Here is a 21,411-nt window from a genome sequence, read left to right as displayed (position 1 = left end):
GCCGGGCGGGCACGAGGAAAACCCACCATGGCCACGATTGAAGTCAAGGTTCCCGACATCGGCGATTACAGCGATGTGCCGGTGATCGAAGTGTTGGTCGCCGTCGGCGACACGGTGAAGAAGGACCAGGGTCTGGTAACCCTGGAGTCGGACAAGGCCACCCTGGAAGTGCCGTCCTCGGCCGCCGGCGTGGTCAAGGAAATCAAGGTCAAGCTGGGCGATACCCTGTCCGAAGGCGCCGTGGTCGTGGTGCTGGACGCTGAAGGCGCCGCCGAAGCCCCGGCCAAGGCCGCCGCGCCGGCTCCGGCCGCCCCGGCCAGCAAGCCGCCGGTGACCCCGTCGCACCGCGCCCCGGCCGAACCGGCTGCGCCGAAGCCGGCGCTGTCCAGCGGCAAGCCGGCCGACATCGAATGCGAGATGGTCGTGCTGGGCTCCGGCCCGGGCGGCTACACCGCAGCCTTCCGCGCCGCCGACGTCGGCCTGGATACGGTGCTGGTCGAACGTTACGCCAGCCTCGGCGGCGTCTGCCTCAATGTCGGCTGCATCCCGTCCAAGGCGCTGCTGCACGCCGCAGCGGTCATCGACGAGGTTGCCCACGCCGGTGATTTCGGCGTCGAGTTCGGCAAGCCGACCATCACCCTGGACAAGCTGCGCGCGTACAAGGAAAAGGTCGTCAACCAGCTGACCAAGGGCCTGGCCGGCATGGCCAAGCAACGCAAGGTCCGCAACGTGCAGGGCGTCGGCAGGTTTGTTTCGGCCAACGAGCTGGAAATCACCGCGGCTGACGGCAGCACCCAGCTGCTGCGCTTCCAGAAGTGCATCATCGCCGCCGGTTCGCAGGCGGTGAAGCTGCCGAACTTCCCGTGGGACGACAAGCGCGTGATGGATTCCACCGATGCGCTGGAGCTGGCCGAAGTGCCGGGCTCGCTGCTGGTCGTCGGCGGCGGCATCATCGGCCTGGAAATGGCCACCGTGTACAGCGCGCTGGGCAGCAAGGTCACCGTGGTCGAGTTCATGGACCAGCTGATGCCCGGCGCCGACAAGGACCTGGTCAAGCCGCTGGCCGACCGCCTGAAGAAGCAGGGCATCGACGTGCACCTGAAGACCAAGGCCTCGGGCGTCACCGCCGATGCCAAGGGCATCACCGTGACCTTCGAAGCCGCCGAGGAAGGCCAGGCGCCTGCGCTGGCGCAGGGCACCTTCGACCGCGTGCTGGTGGCCGTGGGCCGCTCGCCGAACGGCAAGAAGATCGATGCCGAGAAGGCCGGCGTGCAGGTCACCGACCGCGGCTTCATCCCGGTCGATCGGCAGATGCGTACCAACGTGCCGCACATCTTTGCCATCGGCGACATCGTCGGCAACCCGATGCTGGCCCACAAGGCCACGCACGAGGGCAAGCTGGCCGCTGAAGTGGCAGCCGGCCACAAGAAGGAGTGGGTCGCCCGCGTGATTCCGTCGGTGGCCTACACCAACCCGGAAATCGCCTGGGTCGGCGTGACCGAGACCGAAGCCAAGGCCAAGGGCCTGAAGGTCGGCGTGGCCAAGTTCCCGTGGGCCGCCAGTGGCCGCGCGATCGGCATCGGTCGCACCGAGGGCTTCACCAAGCTGATCTTCGACGAAGAGACCCACCGCATCATCGGTGGCGCGATCGTCGGCGTGCATGCCGGCGACCTGCTGGCCGAGATCGGCCTGGCCATTGAGATGGGGGCGGAAGCGGAAGACATCGGCCACACCATCCATGCGCATCCGACGCTGAGCGAGTCGGTGGCGATGGCCTCGGAAATCTACGACGGCACGATCACCGATCTGTACATGCCGAAGAAGAAGTAAGGCGTCCGCGCCGTTCCGAACGAAAAGCCCTGGCATCTGCCGGGGCTTTTTTTCTTCGATCAGTGCTGCAGCAAAGGGTGGGGCCACTGCACGGGTGGCAGGCATTTCGACAAATGTCCCCCGTCGTCCGCCTGCGGCGGTCGCCTCCTCCTTTACTTTGTCGAAATGCCCGCCACCCGCGCAGCGGCTCGGCTAGCGGATAGTCGAGAGCCACAGCCTGGCCCGCTTGGATGCCTGACACGCGGGGGAAGAGGGGCTTGTGTGCGAAGTAAAGGAGGAGGTGACGGTCGTAGGCCGGCGCCGGGGGACATTCGCACGCAAGCCCCTCTTCCCCCAGCGCTCGACCACGCATGCGTCTACGGCAATTGCCACCCGCGCAGCGGCTCGGCTTGCGGATAGTCAAGAGCCACAGCCTGGCCCGCCTGGATGCCTGACACGCGGGGGAAGAGGGGCTTGTGTGCGAAGTAAAGGAGAAGGTGACGGCCGTAGGCCGGCGCCGGGGGACATTCGCACGCAAGCCCCTCTTCCCCCAGCGCTCGACCAGCCTGCTTTTCTGCTCGACGATGCAAAGAAAAAACGCGGCCCCGATGTTCCGGAGGCCGCGCCAGGAGAGAAGATGCCGTGGAAGGGGCAGGGGATCAGAACACGAAGCTGATACCGGCCACCGGGCCCTTGAATTCCTGCTTCAGGCCGACCGTGCCGTCGCTGCCCTTCTTGTCCACGTCCAGCTTGAACCAGTCGTAGCCGGCGAACACACCGAAGTTCTTGGTGAAGCGGTAATCGACGATCGCATTGGCGCGGCTCAGGTCGCCCTTGTAGTCATCGAAACTGCCCCAGCGCGTGTTCAGGTACTGGCCCTGCAGCGTGATCATCCAGCGCTCGGACGGGGTGAAGGTCATGCGCGCACCCACCACCGGTGCCACGCCATCGGCCTTCTCGTTGAGGAACTGGCCTTCATACACCGTGCCCAGGTCCGCGTAGCCCTTGGTGCTGACCTTGGCGTACTCGCCACCGATCTGCAGGCCCAGGTCGAAGGTGTCGGTATCGACGACCGAGTAGTCATAGACCAGGCTGGCCACCTGGTACTTCAGCTCGCCCTTCACGAAGCTGCCGGCCGGCACGCTCTCACCGCCGAAGGAAATGCCTTGGTCAAGCGTCTCGCGACGGTCCTTGTCGTACTTGAAGTAGTTGAACAGCAGGCGCTGACGGTTGCTGATGCGGAACATGCCGTCGATGCGCGGCTCCCATTCCTTGCCACCCAGCTTGAAGTCCTGGTCCAGGGAGATGTCCTGGCCGGCCACGGTGGTGCTGCCACGCAGCGTGTTGTCCGAATCGATGTTCATCGCACCCAGACGGATGGCGAAGCGGTCGTCGCCTTCGGCGGCGTGGGCGGCATTGGCGAACGAGGCGCCGGCAGCGAGCAGGGAAAGGGCGAGCAGGGTGGGTACGGGGCGCATCGAAGAGTCCTTGCAGTGGTTCATCAGAATGAAGACCACTGTGCCGGACGCCGCCGTCCACCATCCGTGAACGTATGGTCCACGGAGTGTGCACGGTTCAGCCCTGTCGCGACGACGCAAAAAGATGGCCCCGGAGACGGGCTTCGGGGCCATCGTGGGACCTGCGGGGCGGAGCGTCGACGAGGTTGCTGCAGGCAGGTCGAAAGATCGGACCGGCGCATCCAGCGAAAGTTCCGCGCCTGCGACCAAAGTTCAATACTGCGGTGCAGCATCACGCGGACGTCATTGTCCCCCGGGTGGCACGCAAAAATGTAACCGTTACCGCAACTTGCGGCTTCCAGGGATGAACAGGCAGCGGTTGTCTCGCAAATTGTCCCATTGCTATAATTTGGCGGCTCGATGAGGCCCCCCTGCTGTAGCCGCCTCAGCCCTCCACTTGCAACCACGCGGGACGTCCTGTGCTGAACTCCGTTGATGCGGGTCGGCGACTGATGCTGCGCGCCGCGGTCTACCCGCTGGCCGCGGTGGCTGTCCTGGCCCTGGCCTTCCTGCTGGTAGGTCCGAAGTATGCCCTCGGCGCGCTGGCGTCCGGTGTGGCCATTTCGGCCGGCGGCTGGGTTGCGGCACGGATGGCTCTGGGCGGTGGTGCGGTGGCCGCAGGATCGGCGATGGCTCGCCTGATCATTGCGATCGTGGCCAAGTGGGTCGTGGTTTTCGGCGTCCTGCTGGTGGGGTTCCTGGTCTTCAAGCTGCCTGCATTGGCGCTGTTGGCCGGTATCGCCGTCGGCTTGATGTTCCAGGTCCTGGCCATGGCCAGGCGTTGACAGAATTCAATTAACTGAAGGTTCCGGACACATGGCGGGCGAGGCTCTAACCCCTACCAGCTACATCCAGCATCACCTGCACAACCTGACCGCACCGGTCGGCAAGGGTGAGGGTATGTTCTGGCATATCCACGTCGATACCTTCCTCACCGCCGTCCTGATGGGCCTGGTGATCGTTGTCGCGTTCTGGCTGGGGACCCGCAAGGCCACCGCCGGCGTGCCGGGCAAGTGGCAGGCCTTCGTCGAGATCTGCCTGGAGTTCGTCGACCGCCAGGCCAAGGACACCTACCACGGCAAGAGCAAGCTGGTCACGCCGATCGCCATCACGATCTTCTTCTGGATCCTGTTGATGAATCTGCTGAAGATGATCCCGGCCGATTTCATCGCCAAGCCGCTGGAATGGGTGGGCGTGCACTACTGGAAGCCGGTGCCGACCGCTGACGTCAATGCCACCCTCGGCATGGCCATCAGCGTGTTCTTCCTGATGCTGTTCTTCGCGCTCAAGTCCAAGGGCCTGGTCGGCTTCGTCAAGGAATTCCTGACGGCGCCGTTCGGCAAGTGGATGATGCCGTTCAACCTGATCCTCAACATCGTCGAGTGGCTGAGCAAGCCGATCTCGCTGGCGATGCGACTGTTCGGCAACATGTTCGGCGGCGAAATCGTGTTCCTGCTGATCTGGGTGCTGGGTGGTGCCGGTTTCTTCGGTGCCATCGCGGGTGGTGTGTTCGGCCTCGGCTGGATGCTGTTCCACCTGCTGGTGATCCCGCTGCAGGCCTTCATCTTCATGATGCTGTCGATCGTGTACCTGAGCCTGTCGGAAGACGCTCACTGAGTTTCAAGCTTCAACGCGTTTCAACCTTCATCCGTTTCATCACCCTTAGCAACTTAAGTTCCTGGAGATAACCATGTACTTCGCCGTCCTGACCAACTTCGCGCAGATTCAGAGCTCCACCGCCCTTGCCGTCGGCATCATGATCGGCCTGGCCGCGCTGGGCGCCGGTCTGGGTCTGGCCATCATGGCTGGTAAGTTCCTGGAGTCGGCCGCGCGCCAGCCGGAACTGATCCCGGTCCTGCAGGTCCGCATGTTCATCACCGCCGGCCTGATCGACGCCGCGTTCATCATCTCGGTCGCCGTTGGCCTGCTGCTGGCCTTCGCCAACCCGCTGTCGGCTGCCTTTGCTGGCGCCGTCACCAAGGCTCTGGCCGGCTGATACAGCGGTTTGAGACGACCGGGTGCTGATGCACCCGGTTTCGGATGAAGGCCGGATGTGCCGCTTCGGCGGCACGTCCACCCCGAAACCAGCGATCGAGCTAACCATGAATATCAATTTCACCCTTCTTGCGCAGGCGCTGGCCTTCGCTGGTCTGATCTGGATCATCGCGACCAAGATCTGGCCGCCGCTGATGAACGCGATCGAAGAGCGCCAGCAGAAGATTGCTGAAGGCCTCGCTGCTGCCGACCGCAGCCAGAAAGATCTGGCCCAGGCGCAGGAGAAGGTCAACGAAGCGCTGAAGGAAGCCCGCACCAAGGCCAACGAGATCATCGATCAGGCCCACGCGCGTGCCAACCAGATCGTTGATGCAGCCCGTAACGAAGCGATCACCGAAGCCACCCGTCAGAAGGAACTGGCCCAGGCTGAAATCGACGCCGCCGCCAACCGTGCCCGTGAAGATCTGCGCAAGCAGGTGTCCGCGCTGGCCGTGACCGGTGCCGAAAAGCTGCTCAAGCGCGAAATCGACGCCAACGCCCACAAGGCGCTGCTCGACGAGCTGGCCTCGGAGATCTAAGGATGAGCCAGGCCCTCACGCTTGCCCGCCCGTACGCCCGCGCCGCGTTCGCGACCGCGCGCGACGAAGGTGCGTTCGCGCCGTGGTCGGACGCCCTGGCGTTCTCCGCCCACGTCGCCGCCGACCCGCGCGTGGCGGCCCTGCTCGCCAACCCGGAGCTGGGTCGTGACGACGCCGTCGCCCTGCTGGCGCCGGTCTCGCACGGCGAGACCTACTCGCGCTTCCTGGCCATCCTGGCCGAATCGCATCGTCTGCCGCTGCTGCCGGAAATCTCCGGCATGTTCGACGCCCTGCGCGCCGAAGCCGAGCACGTGGTCAAGGCCACGGTGACCTCGGCTTCCGAGCTGTCGGCCGGCGAGCTGGACGCGATCAAGGCTGCGCTGCGCAAGCGCTTCAACCGCGAGGTCGACGTGACCACCGCGGTCGATGCTTCGCTGATCGGCGGCGCCGTGATCGACGCCGGCGACGTGGTCATCGATGGTTCGCTGAAGGGCAAGCTGGCCCGTCTGCAGACCGCGCTCGCTAACTGAATTCATTTAACGTCCGGCCCCGCTGCCGGCACTAGGACTTGACGATGGCAACCACGCTCAACCCCTCCGAAATCAGCGAACTGATCAAGAACCGCATCGAGAAGGTCAAGCTGGCCGCGGAATCGCGCAACGAAGGCACCGTGACCAGCGTGTCCGACGGCATCGTGCGCATCTTCGGTCTGGCCGACGTGATGCAGGGCGAAATGATCGAACTGCCGAACAACACCTTCGCCCTGGCCCTGAACCTGGAGCGCGACTCGGTCGGCGCCGTGGTCCTGGGTGACTACGAGCACCTGCGCGAAGGCGACGTCGCCAAGACCACCGGCCGCATCCTGGAAGTGCCGGTCGGCCCGGAACTGCTGGGCCGCGTCGTGAACGCGCTGGGCGAGCCGATCGACGGCAAGGGCCCGCTGGGCACCGACCTGACCGCTCCGGTGGAGCGTGTTGCGCCGGGCGTGATCTGGCGCAAGTCGGTCGACCAGCCGGTGCAGACCGGTTACAAGTCGGTCGACTCGATGATCCCGATCGGCCGTGGCCAGCGCGAGCTGATCATCGGTGACCGCCAGACCGGCAAGACCGCCATGGCGATCGATGCGGTGATCAACCAGAAGGGCACCGGCATCAAGTGCGTGTACGTTGCGATCGGCCAGAAGGCGTCGACCATCGCCAACATCGTGCGCAAGCTGGAAGAGAACGGCGCGCTGGCCCACACCATCGTGGTGGCCGCGACCGCTTCCGAATCGGCTGCCATGCAGTACATCAGCGCCTACTCGGGCTGCACCATGGGTGAGTACTTCATGGACCGCGGCGAAGACGCGCTGATCGTGTACGACGATCTGTCCAAGCAGGCCGTTGCCTACCGCCAGATCTCGCTGCTGCTGAAGCGTCCGCCGGGCCGTGAAGCCTACCCGGGTGACGTGTTCTACCTGCACTCCCGTCTGCTCGAGCGCGCTGCCCGCGTGTCCGAGGAATACGTCGAGAAGTTCACCGAAGGCAAGGTCACCGGCAAGACCGGTTCGCTGACCGCGCTGCCGATCATCGAGACCCAGGCCGGCGACGTGTCCGCCTTCGTTCCGACCAACGTGATCTCGATCACCGACGGCCAGATCTTCCTGGAAACCGACCTGTTCAACGCCGGCATCCGCCCGGCCGTGAACGCCGGTATCTCGGTGTCGCGCGTCGGTGGCTCGGCCCAGACCAAGATCATCAAGAAGCTGTCGGGCGGCATCCGTATCTCGCTGGCCCAGTACCGCGAGCTGGCTGCGTTCGCGCAGTTCGCCTCGGACCTGGACGAAGCGACCCGCAAGCAGCTGGAGCGTGGCCAGCGCGTCACCGAGCTGATGAAGCAGAAGCAGTACGCGCCGATGTCGATTGCCAACCAGGCGCTGTCGATCTACGCCGTCAACGAGGGTTACCTCGACGACGTGCCGGTCAACAAGCTGCTGGCGTTCGAAGAAGGCCTGCACGCCCACTTCGCCAACACCCAGGGCGAGCTGATCAGCAAGGTCAACGCCACCGGCGGTTGGGACAACGACATCGAAGGTGCCTTCAAGAAGGGCATCGCCGAGTTCAAGACCACCGGCAGCTGGTAATCGCGGTCCTGTAGAGCGGAGCCGCTGGCTCCGCTGGACCAGATGACAAACGGTTGAACAACGCGGGGCATCAGCCCCGCGCCACGGGAAACAAGAGATGGCAAGCGGACGCGAAATCAAAACCAAGATCAAGAGCGTGCAGAACACCCGCAAGGTGACGCGCGCCCTGGAAATGGTCTCGGCCTCCAAGATCCGCAAGGCGCAGGATCGGATGAAGACCTCGCGTCCGTACGCGCAGGCGATGAAGCAGGTGATCGGTCATCTGGCCCAGGCCAGCACCGACTACCAGCATCCGTTCCTGGTCGAGCGCGAGCAGGTCAAGCGGGTCGGTTTCATCGTGATCTCCTCCGATCGCGGCCTGGCCGGCGGCCTGAACAACAACCTGTTCCGCAAGATGCTGGGCGAAGCCAAGGCATGGCAGGACAAGGGTGCCGAAGTGGACCTGGTGACCATCGGCCAGAAGGCTTCGACCTTCTTCCGCCGCGTGAAGGTCAACATGGTCGGCAGCGTGACCCACATCGGCGACGTACCGAAGCTGGAATCGCTGATCGGTGTGATCAAGGTCATGCTCGACGCCTTCACCGAAGGCAGGATCGACCGCGTGTACCTGGTCTACAACCGCTTCGTGAACACCATGGTGCAGAAGGCCAGCTTCGATCAGCTGCTGCCGCTGCCGCCGGCTGAGAAGCAGGTCGCTCACCACGACTGGGATTACCTGTACGAACCCGATGCCGCGACCGTGCTCGAGCACGTGATGACGCGTTACATCGAGTCGCTGGTGTACCAGGCACTGCTGGAAAACGTCGCCTCCGAGCATGCGGCACGCATGGTTGCGATGAAGGCGGCGAGCGACAACGCCAACAAGCTGATCGGCACCCTGCAGCTCGTCTACAACAAGGCGCGCCAGGCAGCGATCACCCAGGAAATCTCCGAAATCGTCGGCGGCGCGGCAGCAGTCTGACCGCGTTCGTTCAAAGCACACATTAGAGGATGCAGCAATGAGTCAGGGCAAGATCGTTCAGATCATCGGCGCGGTCGTCGACGTCGAATTCCCGCGTGAATCGGTGCCGAAGGTGTACGACGCACTGAAGGTGGAAAACACCGAGATCACCCTCGAAGTCCAGCAGCAGCTGGGCGACGGCGTGGTGCGTACCATCGCGCTCGGTTCCACCGACGGCCTGAAGCGCAACCTGGTTGCCGTCAACACCGGCCGTGGCATCTCGGTGCCGGTCGGCGCCGGCACCCTGGGCCGCATCATGGACGTGCTTGGCCGTCCGATCGACGAAGCCGGCCCGGTCGCTGCCAGCGACAACTGGGAAATCCACCGCGCTGCGCCGTCGTATGAAGACCAGTCCCCGGCCACCGAGCTGCTGGAAACCGGCATCAAGGTCATCGACCTGATGTGCCCGTTCGCCAAGGGCGGCAAGGTCGGCCTGTTCGGCGGCGCCGGCGTCGGCAAGACCGTCAACATGATGGAACTGATCAACAACATCGCCAAGGCGCACAGCGGTCTGTCCGTGTTCGCCGGCGTGGGTGAGCGTACCCGTGAGGGCAACGACTTCTACCACGAAATGAAGGACTCCAACGTCCTGGACAAGGTGGCGATGGTGTACGGCCAGATGAACGAGCCGCCGGGCAACCGTCTGCGCGTCGCCTTGACCGGCCTGACCATGGCCGAGTACTTCCGCGACGAGAAGGACGAAAACGGCAAGGGTAAGGACGTCCTGCTGTTCGTCGACAACATCTACCGTTACACCCTGGCCGGTACCGAAGTGTCGGCACTGCTGGGCCGCATGCCGTCCGCCGTGGGTTACCAGCCGACCCTGGCCGAGGAAATGGGCGTCCTGCAGGAGCGCATCACCTCGACCAAGAACGGTTCGATCACCTCGATCCAGGCCGTCTACGTTCCCGCGGACGACCTGACCGACCCGTCGCCGGCGACCACCTTCGCCCACCTGGACTCGACCGTGACCCTGTCGCGTTCGATCGCCTCGCTGGGTATCTACCCGGCCGTCGATCCGCTGGACTCCACCAGCCGCCAGATGGATCCGCTGGTCATCGGCCACGAGCACTACGACACCGCCCAGCGCGTCCAGCAGACCCTGCAGAAGTACAAGGAACTGAAGGACATCATCGCCATCCTGGGCATGGACGAACTGTCCGAAGAAGACAAGCAGGCCGTGTCGCGCGCCCGCAAGATCGAGCGCTTCTTCAGCCAGCCGTTCCACGTGGCCGAAGTGTTCACCGGTTCGCCGGGCAAGTACGTGCCGCTGAAGGACACCATCCGTGGCTTCAAGGCCATCGTCGATGGCGAGTACGACCACCTGCCGGAGCAGGCGTTCTACATGGTCGGCGGCATCGAAGAAGCGGTCGAGAAGGCCAAGAAGATGGCCGAGAAGGCCTGATCCGGGACGGGCGGGAGCGATCCTGCCCGACCTGACGCCGGCGCCGGGCAACCGCCCGCGCCGGTGGACCCCCACGGCGGCATTGCGCCGCCGCGAACAGCGAAGAGATTTGCATGAGCACGATCCGTTGCGACATCGTCAGCGCCGAGCAGGAAATCTTCCGTGGCGAAGCGACCCTGGTCGTGGCCACCGGTGAGCTGGGCGAACTGGGCATCGCGCCCAAGCACGCGCCGCTGATCACCCGCCTGAAGCCGGGCAAGGTGGTGGTGACCACGCCGAACGGCGAGCAGCTGGATTTCGCCATTTCCGGCGGCATCCTGGAAGTGCAGCCGCAGGTGGTGACCGTGCTGGCCGACACCGCGATCCGCGCGCAGGACATCGACGAAGCCTCGGTCCGCAAGGCCAAGGAAGAAGCCGAGCGCATCCTGGCCAACCGCGGCGAAGCGATGGAAGTGGCTGAAGCCCAGCAGAAGCTGGCCGAAGCCGTCGTCCAGCTGCAGGCGCTGGAGCGCCTGCGCAAGAATCTCAAGCACTGAGGTTCGCGCGTCATCAAGCACAAGCGCCGGCTAGCTGCCGGCGTTTTTGTTTGTTCGCCACAGGAGCAGGGAATGCAGCACTACTCGACAGCGATTGAAGGCGGCAGCTGGCAGCGGCCGTGGCGCACACCGGCAGGCGTGTTCCTGATTGCGTGGATCGTTCTGTGCCTGCCATGGCTCAGTGGCATCAAGACCATTCCCTTTGATGCCGTGCAGCAGTTCTTCCCGGCGGTCAGTTTCAGTGCCGAGCAGTTGCGTCACCTGCAGGCCCCCTGGTGGAATCCGTATCTCTACGGTGGCTACCCGCAGGTGGCCGATCCGCAGATGATGACGCTGCAGCCGACGATGCTGCTGCCGATGCTGCTGGCGCCGGGCTCCCTGCACCTGTTCACGGTGGTGGTGCTGCTGCATGTGCTGGCAGGCGGCCTGGGTGCACTGCGGTTGAGCCGCGTGCAGGGCATGCCGCCGCCGGCGCAGCTGCTGTTCGCACTCACGCTGATGTTTGGTGGCGTGGCCGCGTCGCGCCTGCAGCACACGCCGATGATCATCAGCTACTGCCTGCTGCCCTGGCTGTGGCTGGGCCTGGAGCAGGTCCGCCGGCGGGGACGGATGCGCGACATCCTGCTGGCCGGTGTGGCCGGCGGGATGTGTGCGCTTCAACTGACCCAGGTCACCTATTTCATCATCCTCGCGTGCGTGATCTACGCCGTGGCTGCTGTCGTGCTGGCACAGGGGCAGCGCATGCGCCTGCTGTGGCAGCTGGGCGTGGTGGCCATTCTCGCCGGTGGTGTCAGTGCGCCGCAGTGGCTGTCCACGCTGGCCTGGCTGGACCAGACCAATCGCAATGGCCTGACGCTGGAAGCCGCGCTGCCGGGTGCCATCCACTGGCAGACACTGGTGACACTGCTGTCGGGCAACGTGTTCTCGCAGGGGCGCGGCGACAGCTGGGCCTTCGGTGATATCAGCGCCGATTACCTCTATGTGGGGGCAGTGCCGCTGGCGCTGTGGCTGCTCTGGGGCGGTGAGGTGCTGCGGCGCAAGCCGGCGGCGACGCGCGTCGCGCTGTGTGCGCTGACGCTGGCGATCATGGTCGCGGTGGGTGGCGCCACGCCGCTGTTCCCCTGGTTGTTCGGCTGGCTTCCGGGGCTGGACCTGTTCCGGCGCCCGTCCGATGCGCTGTTCCTTACCGTGCCTGCGGCGGCGTGGCTGGGTGCCAGTGCCCTGCAGGTTGCCCTGCAGCGGCAGCCATTGCGATTGCATCGGGTGTCCGTGGCGGTCGTCGCAGTGCTGGGCGCGTGCGCTGCGTGGCTGGCGATCGATCATGGTCATCCGCTCGCTTTCGCCTGGCTTGCGGTCAGCGCCGCGCTGGGCGTAGCCGCGGTGTGGGTGCTGCGCCGCCACCAGTCACCTGCGCGCTGGGTGCTGGCGCTGGTGCTGTTGGACCTGCTGCTGTTCAACGTCGGCACCAGGTTCAACGCGGGCAGCGGCACAAAGTCGGTGCTCACCGCCGATCGTGCGGGTCCTGCGCAGCGCGCCTATGCGCTGCTGGCGGCAGAGCGGCATATCGGCATACCCGAGCGCGCGGTGGTCTTCGGCATCGGCGGACTCACCAACGGCGCGGCGGTGCATGCCATTGCGCTGGCAAACGGCTACAACCCGCTGCTGGCAAGCGACTATCTGCAGATGACCGGGATGCCGGGCGAGCCGGTGGATACCTTCCAGCAGAAGGTCCCCACTGCCTGGATGCCAGACACCGCTGCTCCCCTGTACGACCTGCTGGGCGTGCGTTGGCTGCTGGCCCAGGAGCCGTTCCCGGGCTCCAGCGCGCAGGGCGACCAGGTGGAACTTGCGCGGCGTGACAGCGTGCTGCCACGGGTGCTGAATCCGCGGCAGGTGCGCCGCCATGAGGAGCGTCTACCGCCTGCGCCGCTGTTCAACCAGACCGATTTCAACCGGCAGCTATGGCTGCCGGCAGCCGCCAGCAGCCACTGTGCCGAACAGGATGCCGGCGAGGCCACGGTACAGGTGCTGCACTACCAGCCTGGACGCATCGAGCTGACGGTGGTGGCCGACCATGCAGCATGGGTGGTGATCAACGAAACCACCGGTCGTGGCTGGCAGGCGCAGCTCGAGGATGGCCAGGTACTGCCGCTGCTGCGCGGCAATGGCCTCTTCCATGCGTTGTGCGTGCCGGCCGGGCAGCATCAGGTGCGGTTGCGCTACAGCGCGCTGCAGCTGTGGCGTGAGGGACTGGGAGCGCGCCTGCGCCGTGACGGTGATCGCTGACCGCTGACCGCTGACCGCGATCAGCGGTACACCACGTGGCGCATCAACAGGAACGACACGCACGCCAGCCCGCCTTCCACCAGTGGCTTGGCCAGCCAGGTGTACTGCAGGCCCAGCGCGTGGTCGACCAGGCTCACCAGCAACGTGCTTGCCGCGGTCAGCAGCAGCCACAGCGCGAAAAAGCGTGCGAAACGCCTCCAGCCCAGCTTGTGGGTGCCGGCCTCGGCAAAGGTATAGCGGCCGTTGAGCCAGAAGCCCAGCAGCATGCCGGCCAGGCGCCCGGCGACGTTGGCCGGTGCGACCGGCATGCCAAGCGCGGTGGCGACCACGAACACCAGCCAATCGATCAGCAGCTGCACGAGCCCGATCACGAGGTAGGCGCTTCCCTGGCGGACAAGGTTCATCGGCATGGTGAAGGAGGAGGGATGCCCATGTTAACGGCGCACGCTCTAGAATCGTCGGCAACGAACCACGGACTGCCGTTCCCATGACCCAAGCCCTGCACGTCATCATCCTCGCCGCCGGCGCCGGCAAGCGCATGAGGTCGGTGCTGCCGAAGGTGCTGCAGCCGATCGCCGGCCAACCGATGCTGGCGCACGTGATCGATGCGGCCCGCGAACTGCAACCGGCGGCCATCCATGTGGTCTACGGCCATGGCGGTGAGGCGGTGCGGCAACAGTTCGCCGACCAGCCCGACCTGCAGTGGGCTGAACAGGCGCAGCAGCTGGGTACGGGCCACGCGGTGGCGCAGGCGATGCCGCAGGTGCCGGATGCCGTGCAGGTGCTGGTGCTGTACGGCGATGTACCGCTGATCCGTGCGCAGACCCTGCGCGATCTGCTGGCGCAGCCGGGGCGGTTGGCGGTGCTGGTCGCCGAGGTTGATGACCCGACCGGTTACGGCCGCGTGCTGCGCGATGCCGAAGGCAAGGTGGGAGCGATCGTCGAGCAGAAGGACGCGACCGACGACCAGCTGCGCGTGCGCACGATCAACACCGGCATCATCGCCGCGGAGTCGACCGCGCTGCGCCGCTGGCTGTCGCAGCTGTCCAACCGCAATGCACAGGGCGAGTACTACCTGACCGATGTGTTCGCGTTTGCCGCGCATGAGTACACCCCGGCCGAAATGGCACTGGTGGCCGACGCGCAGGAAGCCGAGGGGGCAAACGATCCCTGGCAGCTGTCTCAGCTGGAGCGTGCCTGGCAGCATCGCGCCGTGCGTGCGCTGTGCGCACAGGGTGCACGCGTGCGCGACCCGGCCCGACTCGACATCCGTGGCACCGTCACCGTGGGCAGTGACGTGCTGATCGATGTCGATGTCGTTCTCGAAGGCAACATCGTGCTCGGCGACGGCGTTACCATCGGTCCGTTCAACCGCCTGAAGGACGTTACTCTCGGCCCCGGTACCGAAGTACGCGCGCACTGTGATCTGGAGGGTGTGGTCACCGAAGGCGCGGCGCTGGTCGGTCCGTTCGCGCGCCTCCGCCCAGGTACCGTGCTGGCCGATGGCGTGCACGTCGGCAACTTCGTCGAAACCAAGAAGGTCACCCTCGGCGTCGGCAGCAAGGCCAACCACCTCACCTATCTGGGTGATGCGGTGATCGGCAGCAAGGTGAACATCGGTGCCGGCACCATCACCTGCAACTACGACGGCGTGAACAAGTCGACCACCACCATCGGCGACAACGCGTTCATCGGTTCCAACAGTTCGCTGGTGGCGCCGCTGACGATCGGCGAGGGCGCGACCATCGCTGCCGGTTCGGTCATCACCCGCACCGCCCCGGACGGCAAGCTGACACTGGCCCGCGCACGACAGGAAACCATCGATGGCTGGAAGCGCCCGGTCAAGAAGTCCTGAGCCACGTATTCCGCATGCCGACGAGCTCGGCGTGCTGCCGGCAATTGAACAGCGTGCCGGCGAACTGCTGAAGGATCACGAAGCCCATCCGGTATTTGCCGGCCACGGCCTGGATCTGCCGACGCTGCAGGACGGCCTTCAGCGGGGCCAGCTGTGGGTTGTGGATGGCCCCGGCGGCGACATTGCCGGCTACCTGCTGGGCGGCGAGCTGTGTGGCGAGTTCCATGTCCTGCAGATGGATGTGGACCCGGCGCACGCGCGTCGTGGCCATGGCCGCGCATTGCTGCGGCACGCCTTGGCGCAGGCCAGGGCCACCGGCTTTGCTGCAGCGGTGCTGACCACCTTGAGCGATGTGCCATGGAATGCAGCCTTCTATGCCAGCGAAGGGTTCGACGTAGTGCCTGAGGCTGAGTGGAACGACGGCCTGCGCGCCGTCATGGCCGAAGAGGCTGCGCTCGGGTTTCCGATGCACCTGCGGGTGGCGATGCGGCGGACCTGGTAGGTGCCGGCCCTGGTCGGCACATCCGCGCATGGCGTGGAGCTACCCGATCGGCCCGCTCAACCCACCGGCAACAGGATCGACACGCACAACCCGCCATCGCCGCGGTTCTGCAGCGACACGCGGCCACCGTGCGCTTCCACGATCTCGCGCGTCAGTGCCAACCCCAGGCCGGTGCCGTTGCGCTTGGTCGAATAGAACGGCATCAAGGCGTTCTGCAGCACCTGCTCGTTCATGCCCTTGCCGCGATCCAGTACGTCCAGGCGCAGCCATTGCGGCAGCCGCGTGAGTTGCACCTGTACGTCATCGTTGGGCGGATCGGCCTCGGCGCAGGCTTCATGCGCGTTCTTCAGAAGATTCAGCAATGCCTGCCCGAACTGCGCGATGTCGATGCGGCTGCTGAGGTCCTCGTCCGGCTCGCGTTCCATGGTGAACGGGATCTGCTGGCGCAGGCTGGACAGGAACGGCGCCCAGTGCACGGTCTGCAGTTGCGGCTGCGGCAGCTTTGCGAAGCGTGCATAGCCACGGATGAAGCCTTCCAGGTGGCGTGCGCGGTCCTCGATGGTGGTGAAGATCTCCGGCAACCGGTCGAAGCGTTCGCGCTGCACCAGCACGCCACCGGAGTGGGCCAGCGAGGCGATCGGTGCCAGTGAGTTGTTGAGCTCGTGGCTGATCACCCGGATCACCTTCTTCCACGTCTGCACTTCCTGGCGGCGCAGTTCGGCGGTGAGCAGGCGTACCAGCAGCAGGTCGTGCGGACGGCCGTTGAGCTGGAAGGCGCGGCGCGACAGGTGGTAGACCTGCTCGTCATCCTCGTCGCCGTCCTCGCCCTCGGCATGCACCGCGAACAGGCTGTCGCCGCCACGGGCAATGGCATCGCGCAGCTCCACCGGCACCTGTTCCAGCACCTCTTCCAGACGCTGGCCTTCCAGCTTCCAGCCGCCATGCAGCAGCTTGCGCGCAGCCAGGTTGGAGAACACCACGCGGGCGATGCCATCGCCGCCGGAGGCAATCAGCAGCATGGCCACCGGCGTGTTCTGCACCATGGTGTCCAGCAGCAGTTCGCGCTGCACCAGGCCCTGCCGCTGTTCGCGCAGCACATCGCCCAGCTCGCGGTGCGCCTGCACCAGGTCGCCCAGTTCGTCGTTGCCCGGCCAGTACACGCCGAAGTTGTACTCGCCGTCGCGGTAGCTGCTGGTGGTGCCGGACAGTGCACGCATCAGCGAGCGCACCGGTGCGGTGGCACGGCGCAGGGTCCACCACATCAACGCCAGCAGGATCACGGCCGACGCCGTGGTCACCACCCAGCCATGGTTCATCCAGTACGCCAGCAGCCACGGCAGCGCAGCGGCCAGCGCCAGCACCGGCAGCAGGCGCAGGAACAGGCGGAAGGTGAACGAGCGCCGTTTCATTCGCGTGGGATGCCGTGGCGGTCCATGCGCCGGTACAGGGCCTGGCGGCTCAGGCCGAGTTCGGCAGCCGCCTGGGCGATGACGCCGTGGTTGCGTGCCAGCACGTCCTCGATGCGCTCGCGGTCGGGATCGTTGCCAGCGCTCGGTGCGGGGCGTGGCGCCGGTGCGGTGCGCGGCAGGTTCAGGTCGGCCACCTCGATGCGGTTGCCGGTCGCCAGCAGTTCGGCACGCTGGATCACGTTGCGCAGTTCGCGCACGTTGCCCGGCCACGGGTGCCGTTGCAGGGCGGCACTGGCGGCACTGGACAGCGGCTTGCCGGCCGTCAGGAAACGCTCGGCCAGTGGAACGATGTCGCCCGCGCGCTCGGCCAACGGCGGTAGTACCAGTTCCACTGTATTGAGGCGGTAATAGAGATCTTCGCGGAACGTGCCGTCGCGGATCATCGCCGGCAGGTCGGCATTGGTCGCGCTGACCACGCGGACTTTGACCTGGCGTTCGCGATTGGAACCCAGGCGCTCGAAGCGGCCGGTTTCCAGCACGCGCAACAGCTTCATCTGCCCGCCCAGCGACAGGTTGCCGATCTCATCCAGGAACAGCGTGCCTCCGTCGGCGGCTTCGAACTTGCCCTCGCGTGCCTTGTTGGCGCCGGTGTAGGCGCCGGCCTCGGCACCGAACAGTTCGGCCTCGATCAGCTCCGACGGCAACGCGCCGCAGTTGACCGTGATGAACGGGCCCTTGGCCACCAGTGAATTGGCCTGGATGATCTGCGCGATCTTCTCCTTGCCGGCACCATTGGGACCGGTGATCAGCACCGGCAGCTCGGAGCGCGCGACCTGGCAGGCCAGGGCGATGACGCGCTCGCTGGCCGGATCGGCGAAGACCGCACCGCACAGGTCGTACTTTTCTTCCAGCGCATTGCGCTGGCGCAGCTCACGGCTGCGGCGGCGGTCCAGTTCGCGCCGCGCCTCGGACAGCTCCAGCAGGTTGTTGACCGTGGTCAGCAGCTTGCGGTCGTCCCAGGGCTTGGCCAGGTAGTCGGCGGCGCCGGCCTTGACCAGGTCCACCGCGCTGCTCAGGTGGGTCCAGGCCGTCAGCAGGATCACCGGCAGGTCCGGGTGGCGTGCGCGGATCTGTGCGAACAGCGCTTCGCCCTCCTCGCCGGAGGTGGTGTCCTCGCTGAAGTTCATGTCCTGGATCACCAGGTCGACCGGCTGCGACTCGAGCAGGGCCAGCCCCTCGGCCGGGCTCTGCGCCTGCAGGGTGTCGATGTCGTGCAGGGAGAACAGCACGTCCAGTGCAGTGCCCACACTGGCGTTGTCGTCGATGATCAGGATCGAAGGCATCAAGCGGTTCTGCAGAAAGGGATGGGCGGCGCCGATGGAGCCGTGTTCGTGTCCATACGCCGGGAGAGCCCGGCGCCACCCATCAAGCATAGCCAAACCCGTAGCCGTCGGGGCGGCGGGCTCAGCGTCGGGGCGGCGGCGGTGGCGGTGCTGGCGGAGGCGGAGCGACCAGCACCCTGCGCCAGGCAGCGGCGTCCACCGCGACCGTCAGTTCCTGCCTGTCGCGCTGCAGCAGGAGATAGGCCCTGGCGGCGCTTGAACGCCGCAGGGCCTCGGCAAGATGCTCGATCCTGCGTACGGTGGTGTCATCCACCCGCAGGATGCGATCGCCGCTGCGCACGCCGAAGCGGGCTTCCGGGCCGGCGGCTTCCACGCGCACCTGGCCTTCGCTCGAACGCAATGCCAGGCGCGCATCGTCCTGGCGCCACTCCAGTGTCTGCGAGCTGCCACCGCCGGCCAGTGCCGGCAGTGGCAGGAGCATCATCATCAGCATCCAGCGGATACGCATCTCATGCGCCCCGCGTGGCAACCGCAGGCGGTACCGCTGCCGCGCGCCGGGCCGGCCCGAACACCGCGATCTGGCCAAGCACCCACAGCAGCAGTGCGCCCAGCGGCAGGTAGTGCAGCGGCATGCGCGGCAGCTCGTACATGTTCATCAGTGCCAGGTTGATCGCATAGGCGGCCAGCATGCCCAGCACGATGCCCAGCGTGGCCAGCAGGAAGTTCTCGGTCTGGAAGTAGCGCAGGATCTGCCCACGCGTCGCGCCGAGCGCGCGACGGATACCAATCTGCTTGCTGCGCTGCTGCACCCAGAAGCTGGCCAGGCCGATGATGCCCAGTGCGGTGACCACCAGCAGCGAGATGCACACCGTGATCAGCAGCCCGACCATGGCCCTGTCGTTCTTGAAGTAGTCATTGCGCTGCGCCTCATAGGTCAGCTTCTCGCGCACCAGCCGGTTGGGGTCGTTGCGTTCAAGCGCGGCGATCGCGCCCTTGAGTACTTCCTCGCGCCGTTCCGGAGCGGTGCGCAGGACGTACGGGCCCTGGGTGAAATCGGTCCGCACAGGCAGCACCATCGACAGCGTGGTGTTGTTGTTGTAATCGGTGGGCGTGGCCAATGACGCGACAATACCCACCACGTGCAGTGGCTGCTTGCCCATGTAGAACGTCTTGCCCAGTGCGTTCTCGCCGGGGTACAGCCTGTCGGCGAGCGTGCGGCTGATGATCACCGAGGAGGCGGTATTGGTGGAGGCGTTCTTCTGTGCATCCTCGACGTTGCTGTATTCACTGGGCTGGAAGTCGCGGCCGGCGGTCAGCTGCAGTCCAAGCGTGGACAGTCCACCTTCGCCGAACATGTACATGGTGACGAAGGCGGTCGGACGTTCCTGTTCCTGCTTCAGCGAAACGCTGGTATTGGAGGAGTTCGGGCGGAACGGCAGCTGGTTGACCTTCGCGGCGGCGGTGACCCCGGGAACGGCGCGCAGGGCGGACAGGTCCTCCTGGGTGCGGGCCTGGCCATTGGTCTGCTTGCCGATGCCGCTGACCCGGACGAACACCAGCTCGTTCTCGGCCAGGCCGCTGGTCTGGCTGATCCGTTCAACGCGCTGGGTGACCAGGAACAGGGCATTGCAGACGATGGCGCAGGTCAGGGCGACTTCCAGCACGATCAGGGCGGCGGCTGTCTTGTGCCGGCGCAGGGTGCTGAGGATGGGGCGGATATCCATGGGAGGTCCTCGTACTCGTGCTTACTGCGACTTGAGCTGGATGGCCGGGGTAACCTGCATCGCGCGCCAGGCGGGCAGGAAACCAGCGGCGAGGCTGGCGAACAGGGTCAGGCCAATGGCCAGCAGCAGCATGCTGCCGTCCAGGTGGGCCAGGCTCGCGTAGTCCACGGGTTGCTGGCGCACCGCATACAGGCCGAGCAGGGCCAGGCCGATGCCGAGCACGCCGCCGGCAACGCCGATCGCACCGGCTTCAACCAGGCATTGCAGGAAGATCTGCCCACGGCTGGCACCGAGGGCGCGGCGCACGCCGATCTCGCCGCTGCGGCGCAGGAACTTCGCCAGCAGCAGGCCCACCGTGTTGACCAGGCAGACGCCGAGAAAGCCCAGTGCCAGCCACATCTGCAGGCGCACGTCGCTGGGCACGGCATTCTTGAACGTCAACCACTCCATCACCGGGCGCAGGCGCACGTTGGTAGGGCGCTCGAAACGGCCCGCTGCGCGCTGCTGGTCCGAGTAGTTGGCCAGGTAGCTGCGGTAGTCCTCGACCTTGGCCGGATCCAGCTCCACCCAGTACTGGATCCAGCTGCAGGGCGCGTTGATCGAGTTGCTGCTGCCATCCGGATTCTCGCCGAAGCAGTTCATGTTGCCGTTGCTGCCGAACTCCAGGTCCATCGCAGTGGAAAACGGCACCAGCAGGTCTTCATCCTTGCCGTAGTTGCCGGTGGTCAGATCGAAGAAGTGGGGTTCGGGATTCCACTTCTTCATCACGCCGATCACCCGCAGTGAATGGCCACTCAGGCGGATCTCGCGACCGGTGCTGTCGGCACCCTGGAACAGCTTGTCGTTGATCGCTTTCGACAGCACCACCACCCGGCTGCGATTGTCATCATCGCTGCTGTTCCAGGCACGCCCGTACTGCATCGGCACGTCGAACATCGGGAAGAAATCGGCCGACGTCCAGCGCGTATCCACCGAGAACGGCTTGAGCGTGCTGAGCTCCGGTTCCACCGTGCCGCCGCCCGCGCTCATCATCGCCTGGCGGATGCCGCGCTTCTCGCGCAGCAGGGTCTCGGCGTCGCGCCGTGTCATCTGTTCCTCAGGCTCCTCACCCGGGGTATAGCCGCCGCGCGGGCGCGGATCGACCTGCACGTAGAACAGCTGGTCGCTCTTGCCGGGAATCGGGTCGCCGGACAGCACGTGGAACACCGTCAGCGTGGTCATCGAGGCACCGATGCCGAGCGCGATGGCGACCACCATCAGTGCGGTCAGGATCTTGTTGCGGCGGAAGCTGCGTACCGCCAATCGGGTGTAGTAGGCGAACATGGGAGTG

At 65.7% G+C, this 21,411-nt stretch carries 20 protein-coding genes; 13 read left to right on the top strand and 7 right to left on the bottom strand.

What is annotated here, in order from left to right; all coding sequences use genetic code 11:
• Positions 1-27: 27 nt before the first annotated feature.
• A complete protein-coding gene (gene lpdA, locus QP609_RS18175) occupies positions 28-1,830 on the top strand; it encodes a dihydrolipoyl dehydrogenase (RefSeq protein WP_014648500.1) in 1,803 nt (600 codons plus the stop codon).
• Between the two features lie 638 nt (positions 1,831-2,468).
• Here the strand turns inward: lpdA and QP609_RS18170 are convergent.
• A complete protein-coding gene (locus QP609_RS18170) occupies positions 2,469-3,287 on the bottom strand; it encodes a hypothetical protein (RefSeq protein WP_046432636.1) in 819 nt (272 codons plus the stop codon).
• Positions 3,288-3,745: 458 nt separating this feature from the next.
• On the opposite strand from QP609_RS18170, the gene QP609_RS18165 reads away from it, so the two are divergent.
• From QP609_RS18165 to QP609_RS18120, 10 genes are all read left to right on the top strand, one after another.
• Positions 3,746-4,111: a hypothetical protein gene (locus QP609_RS18165; RefSeq protein WP_014648497.1), complete on the top strand. Its 366-nt coding sequence runs from the start codon at positions 3,746-3,748 to the stop codon at positions 4,109-4,111.
• A gap of 31 nt (positions 4,112-4,142) precedes the next feature.
• A complete protein-coding gene (atpB, locus tag QP609_RS18160) occupies positions 4,143-4,943 on the top strand; it encodes a F0F1 ATP synthase subunit A (RefSeq protein WP_014038569.1) in 801 nt (266 codons plus the stop codon).
• A gap of 73 nt (positions 4,944-5,016) precedes the next feature.
• Complete coding sequence (gene atpE, locus QP609_RS18155; protein ID WP_005411133.1) at positions 5,017-5,322, top strand: F0F1 ATP synthase subunit C; 306 nt, start codon at positions 5,017-5,019, stop codon at positions 5,320-5,322.
• Positions 5,323-5,428: 106 nt separating this feature from the next.
• Positions 5,429-5,899: a F0F1 ATP synthase subunit B gene (locus tag QP609_RS18150; protein ID WP_005419512.1), complete on the top strand. Its 471-nt coding sequence runs from the start codon at positions 5,429-5,431 to the stop codon at positions 5,897-5,899.
• A 2-nt stretch (positions 5,900-5,901) separates the two neighbouring features.
• Positions 5,902-6,429 carry a F0F1 ATP synthase subunit delta gene (locus tag QP609_RS18145; protein WP_014648495.1) on the top strand — a complete coding sequence of 176 codons (528 nt, stop codon included), beginning with the start codon at positions 5,902-5,904 and terminating at the stop codon, positions 6,427-6,429.
• 44 nt (positions 6,430-6,473) lie between these two features.
• Positions 6,474-8,021 (top strand): F0F1 ATP synthase subunit alpha, encoded by a 1,548-nt coding sequence (atpA, locus tag QP609_RS18140; RefSeq protein ID WP_005419511.1) that lies wholly within the window; start codon positions 6,474-6,476, stop codon positions 8,019-8,021.
• A gap of 97 nt (positions 8,022-8,118) precedes the next feature.
• A complete protein-coding gene (gene atpG / locus QP609_RS18135; protein ID WP_014648494.1) occupies positions 8,119-8,982 on the top strand; it encodes a F0F1 ATP synthase subunit gamma in 864 nt (287 codons plus the stop codon).
• 37 nt (positions 8,983-9,019) lie between these two features.
• Positions 9,020-10,426, top strand: a complete 1,407-nt coding sequence (gene atpD, locus QP609_RS18130) for a F0F1 ATP synthase subunit beta (protein ID WP_005419510.1) — start codon at positions 9,020-9,022, stop codon at positions 10,424-10,426.
• A gap of 113 nt (positions 10,427-10,539) precedes the next feature.
• Positions 10,540-10,962 carry a F0F1 ATP synthase subunit epsilon gene (locus QP609_RS18125; RefSeq protein WP_005419509.1) on the top strand — a complete coding sequence of 141 codons (423 nt, stop codon included), beginning with the start codon at positions 10,540-10,542 and terminating at the stop codon, positions 10,960-10,962.
• 72 nt (positions 10,963-11,034) lie between these two features.
• Positions 11,035-13,248 carry a hypothetical protein gene (locus QP609_RS18120; protein ID WP_197621302.1) on the top strand — a complete coding sequence of 738 codons (2,214 nt, stop codon included), beginning with the start codon at positions 11,035-11,037 and terminating at the stop codon, positions 13,246-13,248.
• 20 nt (positions 13,249-13,268) lie between these two features.
• Here QP609_RS18120 and QP609_RS18115 read toward each other — a convergent pair whose 3' ends face one another.
• On the bottom strand, positions 13,269-13,652 hold the full coding sequence (locus tag QP609_RS18115) for a GtrA family protein (protein ID WP_164077338.1): 384 nt from the start codon (positions 13,650-13,652) through the stop codon (positions 13,269-13,271).
• A gap of 83 nt (positions 13,653-13,735) precedes the next feature.
• Between QP609_RS18115 and glmU the strand changes: the two genes are divergently transcribed.
• Positions 13,736-15,103: a bifunctional UDP-N-acetylglucosamine diphosphorylase/glucosamine-1-phosphate N-acetyltransferase GlmU gene (glmU, locus tag QP609_RS18110; RefSeq protein ID WP_014648491.1), complete on the top strand. Its 1,368-nt coding sequence runs from the start codon at positions 13,736-13,738 to the stop codon at positions 15,101-15,103.
• Positions 15,072-15,605 (top strand): GNAT family N-acetyltransferase, encoded by a 534-nt coding sequence (locus tag QP609_RS18105; protein ID WP_046432626.1) that lies wholly within the window; start codon positions 15,072-15,074, stop codon positions 15,603-15,605. Before glmU ends, QP609_RS18105 begins: the two co-directional genes overlap by 32 nt.
• 56 nt (positions 15,606-15,661) lie before the next feature.
• On the opposite strand, the gene QP609_RS18100 is transcribed toward QP609_RS18105, so the two are convergent.
• The 5 genes from QP609_RS18100 to QP609_RS18080 all read right to left on the bottom strand — a co-directional run bounded on the left by QP609_RS18100 (position 15,662) and on the right by QP609_RS18080 (position 21,404).
• Entirely contained in the window at positions 15,662-17,014 is a 1,353-nt protein-coding gene (locus tag QP609_RS18100; protein WP_014648489.1) for a HAMP domain-containing sensor histidine kinase, read from the bottom strand.
• Positions 17,011-18,357: a sigma-54 dependent transcriptional regulator gene (locus QP609_RS18095; RefSeq protein ID WP_014648488.1), complete on the bottom strand. Its 1,347-nt coding sequence runs from the start codon at positions 18,355-18,357 to the stop codon at positions 17,011-17,013. The genes QP609_RS18100 and QP609_RS18095 overlap by 4 nt, the downstream gene beginning before the upstream one ends.
• 121 nt (positions 18,358-18,478) lie before the next feature.
• Positions 18,479-18,850, bottom strand: coding sequence for a PDZ domain-containing protein (locus QP609_RS18090; protein WP_197621305.1), 372 nt, complete (start codon positions 18,848-18,850; stop codon positions 18,479-18,481).
• Positions 18,851-18,866: 16 nt separating this feature from the next.
• Entirely contained in the window at positions 18,867-20,081 is a 1,215-nt protein-coding gene (locus QP609_RS18085; protein ID WP_014648486.1) for an FtsX-like permease family protein, read from the bottom strand.
• A gap of 21 nt (positions 20,082-20,102) precedes the next feature.
• Positions 20,103-21,404: an ABC transporter permease gene (locus QP609_RS18080; RefSeq protein ID WP_014648485.1), complete on the bottom strand. Its 1,302-nt coding sequence runs from the start codon at positions 21,402-21,404 to the stop codon at positions 20,103-20,105.
• Positions 21,405-21,411 lie beyond the last annotated feature (7 nt).

Source organism: Stenotrophomonas sp. 8(2023) (genome assembly GCF_030345295.1).
GTDB lineage: Bacteria > Pseudomonadota > Gammaproteobacteria > Xanthomonadales > Xanthomonadaceae > Stenotrophomonas > Stenotrophomonas muris.
The sequence above is the reverse complement of the archived record's forward strand: the minus strand, read 5'-3'. Positions and strand labels throughout refer to the sequence as shown.